We start from the raw sequence: 13902 nt of genomic DNA, 5'->3' as shown, positions 1-13902 counted from the left end.
TTGGTGATCCAGCTCTCACTTTTAAAGCCACTTGAGTATAATCCGCGGCGGAATTTTTCGCCGTGGCTAGGGAGTTAAGGTCAATGGAACAGAATGGCGCGCCGTATGACGTGGGGTTTGTCGGGCTGGGCGTAATGGGCAAAAGCCTGGTGCTCAACCTGGCGGATAACGGCTATCGGGTGGCCGCGTTCGATCTGGATGCGGATAAGATCACCGCGGTTGAAGCGCAGGACCAGGCCGAAAGCCAGTCCCGGCGAGTGCTGGGTTGCCCCAACCTTGCCACTCTGCTGGCGCAGCTGACCGCCCCCCGGCTGGTGGTGTTGTCCATCCCCGCAGGGGCGGCGGTGGATGCGGTGTGCGAGCAACTGCTGGCCGCTGGCATCGGCCCGGATGATGTGGTGGTGGACACCGGAAACAGCCTGTGGACCGACACGGTGAAACGGGAAGCCCACTACCGTGGTCAGTTCCACTTTTTCAGCACGGCGGTGTCTGGCGGAGAAGTGGGTGCTCGCTTTGGCCCCTCCCTGATGGCCTCCGGCGATGCCAGAGCCTGGCAGCGACTGGCGCCCTTGTGGCAGGCGATTGCGGCCAAGGTAGACCCGGACAGCGGTAAGCCGATTGAACGTTTTGAACCCGGCAATCCAGTGCGTGAAGGGGAGCCCTGTGCCGCCTACATCGGCCCGGCGGGCGCCGGTCACTACGTCAAGATGGTGCACAACGGCATCGAGTATGCCGACATGCAGCTGATCTGCGAGGCGTACCACATTCTGCGCACGGCTCTGGGACTAACGCCGGCAGAGATTGCGGCGATCTTCCGCCGTTGGAATGCCGGGGTGCTCGACAGCTACCTGATGGCCATCAGTGCTGAGGTGCTGGACACCTGGGATGAGGCCAGTGATGGCCCGCTGGTGGACGTGATTCTGGATAAAGCGGGGCAGAAGGGCACCGGCCTGTGGACGGCGGTATCCAGCCTGGAGTTGGGCTGCCCGGCTCCGACCATCGCCCAGGCGGTGTACGCCCGGGCGCTGTCCGGCCAGAGAGCGGAGCGTCTTGCCGCTGCCGAATTGCTGCGCGGTCCGGAACCGGTGGCGCTGTCCGACGCCGAGCGCGAGGCCCTGATTGAGCAGCTCCATGATGCCCTCTACTGCGCCAAGATCTGCGCTTACGCTCAGGGGTTCCAGCTGATGGCCAGTGCCGCCAAGGTTCAGGGCTGGACCCTGGATTTTGCCGCCATTGCCCGCATCTGGCGCGCGGGCTGCATTATTCGCGCGGTGTTCCTGCAATCCATTGCCGCGGCTTACGAGCGGGATGACAGCCTGGCCAACCTGCTGGTGGATCCCTTCTTCACCGAACAGCTGCACCGTTATCAGGGCAACTGGCGCCGTGCCATCGCCCAGGCCACGCTGCTTGGCATCCCCTGTGGCGCACTCAGTGCTTCATTGGCCTACTTCGACTCCTACCGCCTTGGCACACTGCCCGCCAACCTGCTGCAGGGACAGCGGGACTTCTTTGGCGCCCACGGGTTTGCCCGTACCGACCGCGATGAGGGGGCCCGTTTCCACGTCGACTGGAGCGCGCCCGGTCGCCCGGTACGCCCCGCCTGAGGGAGACTCCGGGCGGGCCTGCCACCGCGCCCGCCCGGAGGCAATCTGCTCGGAGTAGTGATTCTGTTCTTGTGCTGTCCCGCCAGAACCGTAGACTCCTATGAGCAATTCCCCCCGCATTTTCCGACAGGTGGCGTTGCATGCAATTGATCCAATCCCTGCCCAAGGCTGAGCTTCACCTCCATATCGAAGGCACCCTCGAACCGGAGCTGATGTTTGCACTGGCTCAGCGTAACGGGGTGACCCTGCCTTACCCCTCGGTGGAGGCGCTTCGCGCCGCTTACGACTTCGACGACCTGCAGTCCTTTCTCGATCTCTACTACCAGGGGGCAGACGTGCTGCGCACTGAGCAGGATTTCTATGACCTGACCTGGGCCTACCTGCAGCGCTGCGTTGAGGACAACGTGGTGCACGTTGAGATCTTCTTTGACCCGCAAACCCATACCGATCGCGGCATCGCCTTCGACACCGTGGTGTCCGGCATCCACCGGGCGTTGGCGGATGGTCAGCAGCAGCTGGGGATCAGCGGTTACCTGATCCTCTGTTTTCTGCGCCACCTCAGTGAGGAGAGTGCGTTCGCGACCCTGGCCGAGGCGATGGCGTATCGCGACAAGATCATCGGCATCGGCCTCGACAGCTCGGAGTTGGGCCATCCGCCCAGCAAGTTCGAGCGGGTCTTTGCTGAGGCCCGTTCCGCCGGATTCAAAGTGGTGGCCCACGCCGGTGAAGAGGGGCCGCCGGAGTACATCTGGGAAGCGCTGGATAAGCTGAAAGTGGCGCGCATTGATCACGGCGTGCGCTGTCAGGAGGATATGGCGTTGGTGGATGAGCTGGAGCAGCGCCAGGTGCCGCTGACGGTGTGTCCGCTCTCCAACCTGAAGCTGAAGGTGGTGGATGACCTGGCCGAGCACAACCTGCGCTGGCTGCTGGAGCGGGGCCTGCTGGTGACCATCAATGCGGACGACCCGGCCTATTTTGGCGGTTACCTCGGGGACAACTACCGGGCCTGTGCCGAAGCCCTGGCGCTGACCGACGAACAGCTGCGTCAGCTGGCGGCCAACGGCTTTAAGGCCAGCTTCCTGCCGGAGTCGGAAAAGGCCCGCTGGCTGACCGTGGTGGCCACCACGGAACGGCTGAAGATGACCCGCTGAGTTAACGTTCTGAGGGCGGCGTGTCGAAACACTCGTATTCGCCACGCCGCGCCGCTTCCAGTCTGGCCTTACGCTGCGCCCGCTCGGCCAGCGTCTCCCCCCGCACCTCCAGGTGCACCTGTTCCATCATCGTTTGACTCTGTTCTCGAGTCAGTACCCCCAGTACCTTTCCCGCGTGGATAAAACCCTGTACCCGATGCAGGGCTGCGGGGTCGGATCGCTTACCACTATCGGTCGAAAACAGCTCGCGCAGTTGTTGGTGGCAGGATTCGAGATACTCATTTCTGGCGCGTTCATCCATCATTAATCCTCAGTACACTCAGTAATCTGCCGGTGGTAAGTGACCGTCGATGCTGTTATTAATGCGTTAACCATAAGGCATTGGTGGGGCATCGTCAGTCCCAATTTTGTCGCGCAGAGAAGAAAGGAGTTCATGCTATGCGCACCCCTGGTTTCAAGCCCTTAGGCTTGGCCATGCTGCTGGCTGCGGGTCCGGCACTGGCTGAGGAATCCGACATCTATCGCCCAGGCATCACCAACACCAGTTGGGAAGATAAGGCGATTGAAGCCAGCGTCTACGATGACCCCTACGCCATCTCTCTGTTCAGTGCGCCCCATGGCGAAGACGCCGAACGGGTGTGGTCACAAACCAAGTCCGTGGCCTGGTACGGGGTGGGGGTTGCAGGCTTTCTGGCACTGTTGCCCAGTGACTTTACCAACTGGGACGGCAGCGATGACCGGCTGCTGAAGAAGTGGTGGGACAACGTCCGGGAAGGCCCGGTCTGGGACCGCGACGTCTGGTACATCAACTACATCGGCCACCCCTATTTTGGCGGCGTGTACTACCAGGTGGCGCGCAAGTCCGGCTACCGCCAGTGGGACGCCTTTATGTACTCCTTCCTGATGTCCACCTTCTACTGGGAGTATGGCATCGAAGCCTTTGCTGAAGTGCCCTCGCTGCAGGATCTGGTGGTGACGCCGGTACTCGGTTGGGTATACGGCGAGTGGGCCTTTCATCAGGAGCGGGAGATCATCGAGCAGGGCGGCACCGTGTGGGGCTCAGAAACCCTGGGCAGCACCGCACTGTTCTTTCTTGACCCGGTCGACAGCATCGGCCGCGGCGTGAACCGGCTGGTCGGGCGGGACCTGATTAAGGCGGGCACCGGCTATCTGGGCGTGCAGGAGGTGCCACTTGGTAATGGCCAGTACGACACCCAGGTGCAGTTGAACCTGCGCTACGCCATTGGCGCGGGTGAAGCCGGCCCCGGCGTCAGCCGTCTGAGCAGGGATAGTGGTGTCAGCCACGCCGAAGATCCGGTGGACTACGGCATTGTCGGCATCAGCGTGGGCGGCGGCTATCTGGCGCTCGACAAATCCTGGCAGGCCACTGATGAGTGGACGCCGGTGATCAGCCTCGGCCTCTATTTCACCCGCCAGTTCTCCGCCCGCCTCAGTTACGCCCGCTCCGAACTGCAGGATAAGCGCACCGGCGAAACCCTCACCTACGAAAACTACAGCGTTGATGGCCAGTACTACTTTAATGGCCAGTCCGACCTGCGCCCCTACCTGACCGCCGGGATCGGCGAGGCGTTGCGTGACCAGGACAACGACCGCAAGACATTCCTGTTTAATGGCGGGGCCGGGCTACACTACCGCCTCAGCCCGAACTGGGCGGTGCAGCTGGATTGGCGGCACTTCTACAGCGGCCACTTTCACAGCCATGATGACCTGATCAGCGGCCAGCTGGTTTACCGTTTCGGCCGGGGGGAGCGCCTGCTCTGAGCGGGCGGTTTACCAGCGCCAGAACAGGCTGACGGAGCCATAGCCATCGACGCTGTGGTCCGCCTCCTGATAGGCCCGGCTGTGGGCTTCAAAGGTGATGCTGGCGCCCCAGCGGGGCTGGTAGTAGAGGTAACCCAGCACCACACTGGCTTGCCAGTGTTCGATGCGGGTGTCCGGGACGTCATCCGGCCGGTCGCCTTCAATGGTGATGTCGTTAAAGCGATAGCGCCCCTCCACCCCGGTAAACAGGAACTGGCCCCGTGGGCTACCGGCGAGGGCGCCGGGGTCCACCAACTGACCCGGCTGGAATCCGGCGCTGGCAAAGCTGCCCCCCAACTGCTCACCCCAACGGAACATCGCCCCCAACGCCAGTTCACTCTGGAAGTTACCCGCCCGGGCCCTTGCCACGGCGCTGATCTCAGGGGTGCGCCCCCAGTCCCCCGGCGTCTGCGCCAGACGGCGGTCGCCCCGATAGTCCAGATTCGCAATCAGCTGGTTTTCAATCTGTGAATCCCAGCCCATCGGTTCCTCGGAGCCAATCAGGAAATGGATAAAGCGCTGCCCCTCTTCGGCCATGGCGTTGGGCCCGACCGTCCCCAGCACCAGTTGGTAGCGGTCAGCGCGGTCCTCGGCAAAGCGGCTCAGCCCCCCCTCCAGAAACAGCAGACCCGCGTAGGGCCGCTCTCCCTCGGGAGGCAGGGGTTGCTCAATGTCCTCCGGGGTCCACATCATCTGGCCCAGTCGCAGCGAACCGCTGATGGATTGCCGGTCGCTGCCGGGCAGTACATTGGCCAGGCTGGCCAGCCAGCCCGGGGCGTCATCAGGGCGCCAATGGGGTGAGTGGTAGCCCAGCAACAGGCCACTGGAGTAGTCCCGGTCGCTGCCCACTGCGCCGTCGTTGTCGATGGTGAGCGAGAGGGTGGAGGTGGCGAGTGCCGGGGCGCTGATGACAAGCAGGCCGGTAAATGCTGCTGTCCTTGCAATCATTGGATACTTCTTCATCAGTTTACCCTACCAGCTTGCTCACCGGGGCGCGAAGATTTTTGTCTGTGAATAGAAGCGCTTATGGTTCGGTTCCACGACCGTCTCAACGACAAATTGCAAAGCTGCGATCCAGCCCCTTGGCGTAATCCGCTCCAGGCCCGACAATAGCCGGCTGTTCGGCCTCGCGACTCCGCGGGCCTGTTAATCCCCTAAGCAGTAATGGGAAATCCGATGCACACCCTGTGGCGAATCCTAACGGTGGGAGTACTGGTGCTGGCGAGCGCCGGCTGCTCCCTGCTCCAAATCAAGCTGGAGAGCGGCATTGAACCGCTGCCCCAGGAACAGCTGAATATGCGGGTCTTCAGCCGCGACTTCTCCAACGTGTTCTATAGTGGTGTGGAAAACGCCGCAGACCGCATCGTGGCGCTGGAGCGTGATGCCGCGGCGCAGGCCAGTCGCCCGGTCGATATCATGATCGAAAGCCGCGCCTTGATGTGGAAAATCGGTGCTGAGCAGGCCCTGCAGCGCAGCATCTTTCAGGCCTCACCCATCGCGTCGATGGTGGACACCTGGGCACTGACCGCGCAGATGGCGGCCTTCTTCGACCACGGTGCCGGTGCCGAGCTGTTTGGCCCCTACCAGGCCATCGCGGTGCAAACCAGCCAGGCCCTGGCGGAGGAGTTTGAAGCCACCGCCAAGGGGTTTCTGAGCCGTGCCGATTACCAGTCACACCAGGCGTTTATCCAGGGCTACGTGGTTGCCAATCCGATTGCGGACCTGACCTTTGCCCGCCTGAGTGCGTTCCAGGGGTGGCTGGATTTCCGCGGCATCAGTGAATTGGAAGCGGTGACCACCTTCGGCACCGTGCCGGAAGTGATGAGTGACATCTCCGACCGGATGGCGATGATGAGCGAGCAAACCCCGAAAATCCTCGGGTGGAAAGCCCAGCTGTATGCCCTGCACGCCAACCTGAATGCGGATGAGGTGCAGCGCACCCTGGCGGACATCAGCGAGACCTCCCGCCAGTTCCAGCAGTTGATGGCGCAGTCACCGGAGATGATGCGCACTCTGGCGGTGGACATGAACCAGGAGCTGGCCCCGCTGCTGGAGCGCCTGTCGGAAGTGACCGATGACAAGCTGGCTCAGCTCTCTGCGGAGCGTCAGGCACTGGTGCTGATGGTGCGGTCTGAACGCCAGGCGCTGGAGGAGATGGTGACCCGCGAGCGCATGGCCGCGGCTGCCGATCTGGACGCCATCGCCCAGCAGGCGGTGGAGAAGGTGTTTGAGCAGATCGGTGTGACCCTGAAAAGCCTGATCCTCTACTTTGTGCTGTTTGTGCTGGTGATCTTCTTTGCCCCACTGGGGCTGGGGGTCTGGCTGGGCAAACGGATGGCGGTAAGAGCCAGTTAATCAAAAACGCCACCGCAAGGTGGCGTTTTTGTTGTGAGTCTTAAACGATCTCCTATGGAGGTGGTGATCGTTCGTTTGGGGCTTTGCCCGAAAAGCTAAGGACTGTAATTCCCACCTAAGACATGGAAATACATGCTGGTATGAATTGGGAGTAAGGGCTGGCATGGCGGCAGCCATCCACCTGAGCCGACTCGCGGCGCCGAGCAGGAGCGACTGGAAGAGAAGCCGAGGGCCATGGATGGCCCGAGTGGCCAGCCGAGCAGGGATGCGAGTCTGGGCAGTGCTGAACGGGAAGGAGTGGGAGCGAGGGGCTTTCGTCGCGTTGGAGGCATAGGGGAGTCCAGAGGGGCAAAGCCCTTCTGGCGGCCGCCGGGCCGTCCCGGCAAAGGCGTTTAATGGCATTGGGAACGTCACATGCCTGTGGCATCCCGGGAAAGCAAAAGCCCCCCTTAGAGGGGGCAGTGTCAAAGCCATCAGCTATGCAGGTGGATTTTTACCTCAACCGTTGCGGGTCATCGGCTGGCCCACCAGGGCCGCTAAGCGCTCACGGTAATCGTGGCTGAGCCCCTCAAACAGGGCATCATCCTGGCGGTTCAGTACCGCTTCCAACACCTCAATGGCGTCGTTGATGGCGCGCCGATGTGCGGCGTCATCCTGCTCCGGCGGGGTCTCCAGCAGGGCAGCCAACAGGCTGCATTGTTCCACCACCTGTTGTTGCAGCGGCGTCAGGCTGTCCCAGTCCCGGGCCTGGCTGGCGTGCACCTCGTAGGCTTGCTGGCCATCCAGCATCGCCTGGCCGCTGCGGGCCAGCGTCTGGGCCATACGGCCACCGCCGAGCATGCTGGAGAGGCCCACCGCGGCCTGTCCCTGGCCGGAACCGGGACGGCCCAGCTGCACGCCCATGGCTTGTGCCAGACCCAGCAAACCGCCCAGCTTGGGGTGGGCTGCCAGCACTGAAGGTACCAGTCCCACCATCTCATCCATCAGGTAGTAGGCTTGACTGCGCGGGGTTTGCAGCAGGCAGGCAACGAGTTCGCTGAGCTGATACTGCAACGCCTCCTTGGGGTGGGTTTGCGGGTCAGGCGCCCCTTTGATGCCGCTCTCCGTCAGCAGCTGCCCGGAAGCGCTTCGGATCTCATCCAGCGCCGGTTGCACCTGAGGCTTAACCGTCTCAATCAGGCCCTGTTCCAGTACGCCGTCCCGCAGCATTTTGCCCAGCAGTGTTCCCCAGCCCATGGTGTTCTCGTTGTAAGGGTGATGGCCTGAGTATGCGCTACAGCAGGGGAAACTGGGAATCCATCCGGCTCCACTCTTTGGCCCGGATCACGCCACTCTCCCTGTCACGACAGCGAGCCAGTCCGGGCCGCCTCAATGGCCGGGCGCCCCTGTCGATCAGGGTATGCCCCTGTTACACTGGCGGCCACTTTATGGACAAAAGGCATGGATAAGCCCCTGTTTAACATGACGATGAAAAATACTGTGCTGGCGCTGTCGTGGTGCGCCAGCAGCCTGGTGGCGGCTGCAGCCCAGGCTGAAACCCTCACTATTGAGCGCCTGTTTGCCGACCCCAAGCTGGCCGGCGCTACCCCCCGAGCCCTGACTTACTCCCCGGACGGCAGCCGGGTGACCTACCTGAAAGGGCGTGACTCGGACCAGCACCGTTACGACCTCTGGGAGTACCATATTGGCGATAACGCCCACCGTTTGCTGGTGGACGCCGATACCCTGCACCAGGGCGACGAAGCCCTCTCCGACGAAGAGAAGGCGCGCCGCGAGCGCCAGCGCATCTACGGCAGCGGCATTATGGAGTACCGCTGGTCTGATGATGGTCAGGCACTGCTGTTTCCCCTGGCCGGTGACGTGTTCTTCTATGACCTGGCTCAGGCCAGCGCGGAAAGTAAGCCCCGTCGCCTGACCGAAACCCCCGGTTTTGAAACCGACATCAAGGTGTCGCCCAAGGGTGGCTATGTCTCCTTCGTGCGTGACCAGAACCTCTATGTGGTGGATCTGGCCAGTGGCGAAGAGCGCGCGCTGACCCGCGACGGTGGCGGCGCCATCAAGAACGGCATGGCGGAGTTTGTGGCCCAGGAGGAGATGGGGCGGATGACCGGCTACTGGTGGTCACCGGACGACGCCCATATGGCCTTTATCCGGGTGGATGAATCTCCGGTGGACGAGGTGACCCGCTCCGAGATCTACGCTGACCGCATCGACATGATCCAGCAGCGCTACCCCGCCGCCGGACGTCCCAATGTGACGGTCAAGCTGGGTGTGGTGGCGCTGGCGGATGGCAACGTGCGCTGGCTGGACCTGGGCAAGCAACAGGACATCTACCTGCCGCGGGTGCGCTGGGCCAACGCCAATCAGCTCAGCTACCAGTGGCAATCCCGCGACCAGCAAACCCTGGAGCTGCGCCTGGCCGACATCAAAAACGGCGAGACCCGGGTGTTGCTGACCGAGCGCAGCGACAGCTGGATCAACCTGCATGAGGATCTGCGTTTCCTCAAATCCGCCCGGCAGTTTATCTGGGCCTCTGAGCGTGACGGCTTTAACCACCTCTACCTCTATGGCATGAACGGCAAGCCGGTGCGCCAGCTGACCTCGGGCACCTGGGTAGTGGATAAACTGGAAGCGGTGGATGAGGAGAAGGGACTGGTCTTCTTTACCGGTCGTCGTGACACCCCGCTGGAACGTCACCTGTACCGGGTGCGGCTGGATGGCGAGGGCAAAATCACCCGCATCTCTGACCGCCCGGGCATGCACAGCATCAAGTTTGCCAAAGACGGCTCCGGCTACATCGACACCTTCAGCGATCCGCGCACGCCGCCTCAGGTCTCCCTGCATGATGCCCGGGGCAATCAGCTGACCTGGTTGGAGCAGAACCGGGTTGAACCGGGCCATCCCCTGTTTCCCTACCTGAGCGATTGGGTGAATCCGGAGTTCGGTACCCTGCGCGCGCCGCAGGGGCACTCGCTCTACTACCGCCTCTACAAGCCGGCGGGCTTTGATGCCAACAAGCAGTATCCGGCCATCGTCTATCTCTACGGCGGGCCCCATGCCCAGCTGGTGACCAACAGCTGGGACAAGCCGTTCCACCAGTATCTGGCGCAACAGGGCTACGTGGTGTTTACCGTGGACAACCGGGGCTCCAACTACCGCGGCAAGGCGTTCGAAACGGCGCTGTACCAGAACATGGGGACACCGGAGGTGGAGGATCAGGTCAGCGGGGTGAAATATCTGGCGGGCCTGCCTTACGTCGATCCGGAGCGCATCGGGGTGTTTGGCCACAGCTACGGTGGTTACCTCAGCCTGATGATGATGTTCAAAGCCGGTGAGCACTTTGCTGCGGGGATCTCCGGGGCGCCGGTGACCGACTGGCTGCTGTACGACACCCACTACACCGAGCGCTATATGGGCCACCCCGCCAAGGTGCCGCAGGCCTATGAGCGCGCCTCCGTGTTCCCCTATGCCCCGGCGCTGGACAAGCCGCTGCTGATCTATCACGGCATGGCCGACGACAACGTGTTGTTCACCAACACCACCCGGCTGATCAAGCTGCTGCAGGATGAGGGCAAGCAGTTCGACCTGATGACCTATCCGGGCAAGAAACACAGTCTGCGCGGCGAGGCCACCCGGGTGCACTGGCACACCATGATGGCGGACTTCTTCGACCGCCACCTGAAGCCGGAGTAAAGAGAAGCCCGCCATATGGCGGGCTTTTTTGTGGCCTATTGAACCGGGAACCAGCGCCCCTCAAACACGGTTCCGGTGACGTCGATGCGGTTAAGCTGTCTGGCAGGCACCTCGTAGGGGTTCTGATCCAGCAGGGTGAAGTTTGCCACCTTGCCCGCCTTGATGCTGCCCAGCTGCTGCTCCATCCGCCACGAGTGCGCAGCGTCGATGGTGATGCCACGCAGGGCGTCATCCAGGCTGATGGCCAGGTCTGGACGCAATACGTTGCCCTCGTTGGTTTGCCGGTTGACGGCACACCAGACCAGAAACAGCGGATCCGCCGGCGCCATCGGCAGGTCGGAGTGCAGAGAGAGCGGGATGCCAGCCTCCACCACCTCCGCCAGCCGCACCATGGCGTGGGCCCGCTCCGGACCCAGCCCCACCTCCGCGTACTTATTGCCGAAGCCGGTGAGGTAGTAGGGGTTGGCACTGACGATCGCCCCCAGTGCCGCAATCCGCTTTACCTGCTCCGGGGTGGCGTTGGCAAAGTGCACCACCGTCAGCCGATGGTCTTTGCGGGGGCGCCGCTTCTGCTGCGCCTCGAGTATGGAGAGCAGCGTTTCCAGCCCCAGATCGCCATTGGTGTGGACCAGGATCTGATAGTCCTGATCCCAGAAGGTTTCGATGATGGCGCGGGTCTGTTCCGGGTCTTGAATCCACTCCCCCTTATGCCCATCCAGGTAGCCGTCCTTCATCTGCATCAACTGAGAGATGATGGCGCCATCAAACAGGATCTTCACCTGCTTATCGAAGTAACGCACCTTGCCGGTCTGAGGCAGCAGGCGGGTTTGCGCCTCCACCGCCGCCACCAACTCCGGCCCGGCCCCATGCTTGAGGTAGGGGGACTTGGATTCGGCGGTAAAGAAGGAGTACATCGGCGTGCTGTCGGCAGCGAGGATCTCGGTATAGAGGTCAGCGATGGCCGGCACCACCAGGGCACCGGGTTCGTTGTAGGCGGTCACCCCATTGCGATGCAGCATGGTGATCATCGCATTCAGCCCGGCCCGGAAGCGCGCCTCCGAAGCGAGATCCTCAATCACCCGGGGCAGAAAGAACACCAGCGCCCCGTTCTCATAGAAATGCCCCTTATCCAGGTCGGTCTGGGCCCGGGCGTCAGCGGGAGCGGCGGCCAGCGCTTGCTCCGTCAGTCCGTACTTCTCCAGCAGGGCGGTATTGGCGTAAAACTCATGCGCTGAGCGGTGCCATACCCCAATGGGACGGGTGCGGCTGATCCCATCCAGCATGGTGCGGTTGAGACGGCCGTGGTAGAGGTGGTGGTAGCCCCAGGTCCACAGCGTGGCATCCGGGTCGGTCATCTCGGTTTCCGCCGTTTTCAGGGCGGCCAGATAGTCAAACTGGGCGGTGACCGCAGGCCAGGTGCGGTCCGGTAACTCCCAGGCTTCTGGAGCGATCACCGGCACCGACAGCGCCAATGCGCCCAGAATCGGATGCAGGTGCTGCTCGATAAAGCCCGGCATCAGGGTTTGCCCCTTTAAGTTATGGGGGCTGGCGTCCGGATGGCGTTGGCGCGCTTCGGCCAGCGTGCCGACAAACTGAATCCTGGTGCCTTGGGTGACCACCGCTTCCGCGCTGGGCTGCGCCGGTTCCATGGTGATGATCGGCCCGCCAAAGTAGAGGGTCTGGTCGTCGGCGGCCAGCATCGCAGGCGGGAAAAAAGTGAGCAGTAACAGCAGCCAGAGGGGTTTCATGCAGAGGGTCCTTGGGCAGATATCGTGGCAACATCAGTGTAGACACTCACTTTGCGTTCGCTGTCTGCGATGAGTCTGCGGTGAGTTTGCGATCGATTTCACAGCACCGGGTCGCGTTCCCGGTCAAGATGGTTATTGGCATATGCCAATAACTCATTGAGTGACGGAGTGGTGATGGTTCGTCCCCGTAAGCCCCGCTGTCTGTGCGCCAATGCGCCCTGTAGCCTGTTTAAGCCTAATGGCATTCCCGCCCGGGATTTGCCGCGTCAGCGTCTGACTGCGGAGGAGTTTGAAGCCCTGAGCCTGGTTGATGCCGAGGGGCTGAACCAGTTGCAGGCGGCAGAGCGCATGGGCGTATCCCGGCAAACCCTGGGCAATGCCCTGGGCCGGGCGCGGCGTAAGATTGCTGAGGCGATCACCCAGGGACACGCCATTGAACTGCCGTCTGAAGTCGAAGGAGCGTAACTGATGATTGCCATTCCCGTAGGCCGAGAGCGTCTGGCCCCCCACTTTACCCGTTGCCAGCAGCTGGCTTTTGTTGATGCCAGTGGCGCGGTATCCCAGCTGGCCAATCCGGCCCTGGAGGGCGGTTGCGCAGCCAAGAAAGCGATGCTGAACCTGATCAAAAACCAGGGCGCCACCGCGGTGGTGGTGGACCAGATTGGCGAGCGCCTGTTTGGCAAGCTCAAGGCCGCTGGCATTGAGGTGCTGCAGGCCCCCCGCGGCAGTGCGCCGGAGGCGGTGGTGGCGCTGTGGCAAGAGGGCGCCCTGAAGGCCATGGCGGCAGAGGCGGTGAACCCCTCCCGCCAGCATGCAAAGAAAGGGGGCTGCGGTGGTGGTTGTGGCAGCGGCGGAGGCTGTGGCTGCGGTGGCCATGATCATAAGCCTGCGGCGAAACCGCTGGCACCGGCCAGCCCGGCTGCGTCTGGCTTCACCATCACCGCCCTGAAACGCGATTAACTGGCCCGGGACTGAACGGGGTTCGCGCCCATTTCTGCTGCGGCTTGCATCCCATAGGTCGCCATGCGATCTTGACCAGCATTTGTACAAGGGGAAGAGAGAATGAACCGTACGATGCTGGCCGCAGTGGCGATGGCCGTGGCCACCTCAAGCAGTGTGGCGCACGCCAAGATTGAAGTGGGCTTTGGTTACGATCAGGGCTTGGGGGTGATGCTCCAGCTGAATGACCAGATCAACGGTTTTGTTGGTAACGATGGCATGACGGTGGACTACCTGTTTGCCCGCGGTAACGCGACTCAGGTGGAGAACATGCCCCTTAACTGGTACGTCGGTGGCGGTGCCTTTGTGGGCTGGGATGACGGCTATGGGGTGCGTGTGCCCTTTGGTCTGGAACTGCACATGACCCAGCGCTGGAACGCCTACGTTCAGGTGGCCCCTGAGCTGGATTTTGACGGCAAGGATAAGTTTGGTGTCGATGGTGCCATCGGCATCCGCTACACCTTCTGAACGGCTTCTGGCCGTTAAGCCATTAACAAAACGCGCACAGCAATGTGCGCGTTTTTTGTGTCC

12 protein-coding genes are annotated in these 13902 nt (G+C 62.3%); 8 read left to right on the top strand and 4 right to left on the bottom strand.

The genetic code is table 11. From position 1 onward, the window contains the following. The first annotated feature begins 83 nt into the window (after positions 1-83). A complete protein-coding gene (gndA, locus tag FBAL_RS16025; protein ID WP_013346632.1) occupies positions 84-1604 on the top strand; it encodes an NADP-dependent phosphogluconate dehydrogenase in 1521 nt (506 codons plus the stop codon). Between the two features lie 140 nt (positions 1605-1744). After that, positions 1745-2755: an adenosine deaminase gene (locus FBAL_RS16020; RefSeq protein ID WP_013346631.1), complete on the top strand. Its 1011-nt coding sequence runs from the start codon at positions 1745-1747 to the stop codon at positions 2753-2755. A 1-nt stretch (position 2756) separates the two neighbouring features. Here FBAL_RS16020 and FBAL_RS19700 read toward each other — a convergent pair whose 3' ends face one another. Continuing rightward, entirely contained in the window at positions 2757-3059 is a 303-nt protein-coding gene (locus FBAL_RS19700; protein WP_049779549.1) for a hypothetical protein, read from the bottom strand. A gap of 134 nt (positions 3060-3193) precedes the next feature. Here FBAL_RS19700 and FBAL_RS16010 point away from each other — a divergent pair, with 134 nt between their 5' ends. After that, positions 3194-4537, top strand: coding sequence for a DUF3943 domain-containing protein (locus tag FBAL_RS16010; RefSeq protein ID WP_013346629.1), 1344 nt, complete (start codon positions 3194-3196; stop codon positions 4535-4537). A gap of 9 nt (positions 4538-4546) precedes the next feature. Here FBAL_RS16010 and FBAL_RS16005 read toward each other — a convergent pair whose 3' ends face one another. After that, positions 4547-5524 (bottom strand): lipid A deacylase LpxR family protein, encoded by a 978-nt coding sequence (locus FBAL_RS16005; protein ID WP_049779547.1) that lies wholly within the window; start codon positions 5522-5524, stop codon positions 4547-4549. Between the two features lie 228 nt (positions 5525-5752). Here FBAL_RS16005 and FBAL_RS16000 point away from each other — a divergent pair, with 228 nt between their 5' ends. Further along, positions 5753-6931: a hypothetical protein gene (locus tag FBAL_RS16000; RefSeq protein ID WP_013346627.1), complete on the top strand. Its 1179-nt coding sequence runs from the start codon at positions 5753-5755 to the stop codon at positions 6929-6931. A 498-nt stretch (positions 6932-7429) separates the two neighbouring features. Here the strand turns inward: FBAL_RS16000 and FBAL_RS15995 are convergent, their stop codons facing one another. Next, positions 7430-8167: a hypothetical protein gene (locus FBAL_RS15995; protein WP_013346626.1), complete on the bottom strand. Its 738-nt coding sequence runs from the start codon at positions 8165-8167 to the stop codon at positions 7430-7432. Positions 8168-8398: 231 nt separating this feature from the next. Between FBAL_RS15995 and FBAL_RS15990 the strand changes: the two genes are divergently transcribed. Next, complete coding sequence (locus tag FBAL_RS15990; protein WP_041251831.1) at positions 8399-10624, top strand: S9 family peptidase; 2226 nt, start codon at positions 8399-8401, stop codon at positions 10622-10624. Positions 10625-10659: 35 nt separating this feature from the next. Here the strand turns inward: FBAL_RS15990 and FBAL_RS15985 are convergent, their stop codons facing one another. Beyond that, on the bottom strand, positions 10660-12372 hold the full coding sequence (locus FBAL_RS15985; protein ID WP_013346624.1) for an amidohydrolase: 1713 nt from the start codon (positions 12370-12372) through the stop codon (positions 10660-10662). A 174-nt stretch (positions 12373-12546) separates the two neighbouring features. Here FBAL_RS15985 and FBAL_RS15980 point away from each other — a divergent pair, with 174 nt between their 5' ends. From FBAL_RS15980 to FBAL_RS15970, 3 genes are all read left to right on the top strand, one after another. Beyond that, a complete protein-coding gene (locus FBAL_RS15980; RefSeq protein WP_013346623.1) occupies positions 12547-12837 on the top strand; it encodes a DUF134 domain-containing protein in 291 nt (96 codons plus the stop codon). A gap of 3 nt (positions 12838-12840) precedes the next feature. Further along, positions 12841-13332: a NifB/NifX family molybdenum-iron cluster-binding protein gene (locus tag FBAL_RS15975; protein WP_013346622.1), complete on the top strand. Its 492-nt coding sequence runs from the start codon at positions 12841-12843 to the stop codon at positions 13330-13332. A gap of 102 nt (positions 13333-13434) precedes the next feature. After that, on the top strand, positions 13435-13839 hold the full coding sequence (locus FBAL_RS15970) for a hypothetical protein (RefSeq protein WP_013346621.1): 405 nt from the start codon (positions 13435-13437) through the stop codon (positions 13837-13839). The last annotated feature ends 63 nt before the right edge of the window (positions 13840-13902 follow it).

Source organism: Ferrimonas balearica DSM 9799 (assembly GCF_000148645.1).
Lineage (GTDB): Bacteria > Pseudomonadota > Gammaproteobacteria > Enterobacterales > Shewanellaceae > Ferrimonas > Ferrimonas balearica.
The sequence above is the reverse complement of the archived record's forward strand: the minus strand, read 5'-3'. Positions and strand labels throughout refer to the sequence as shown.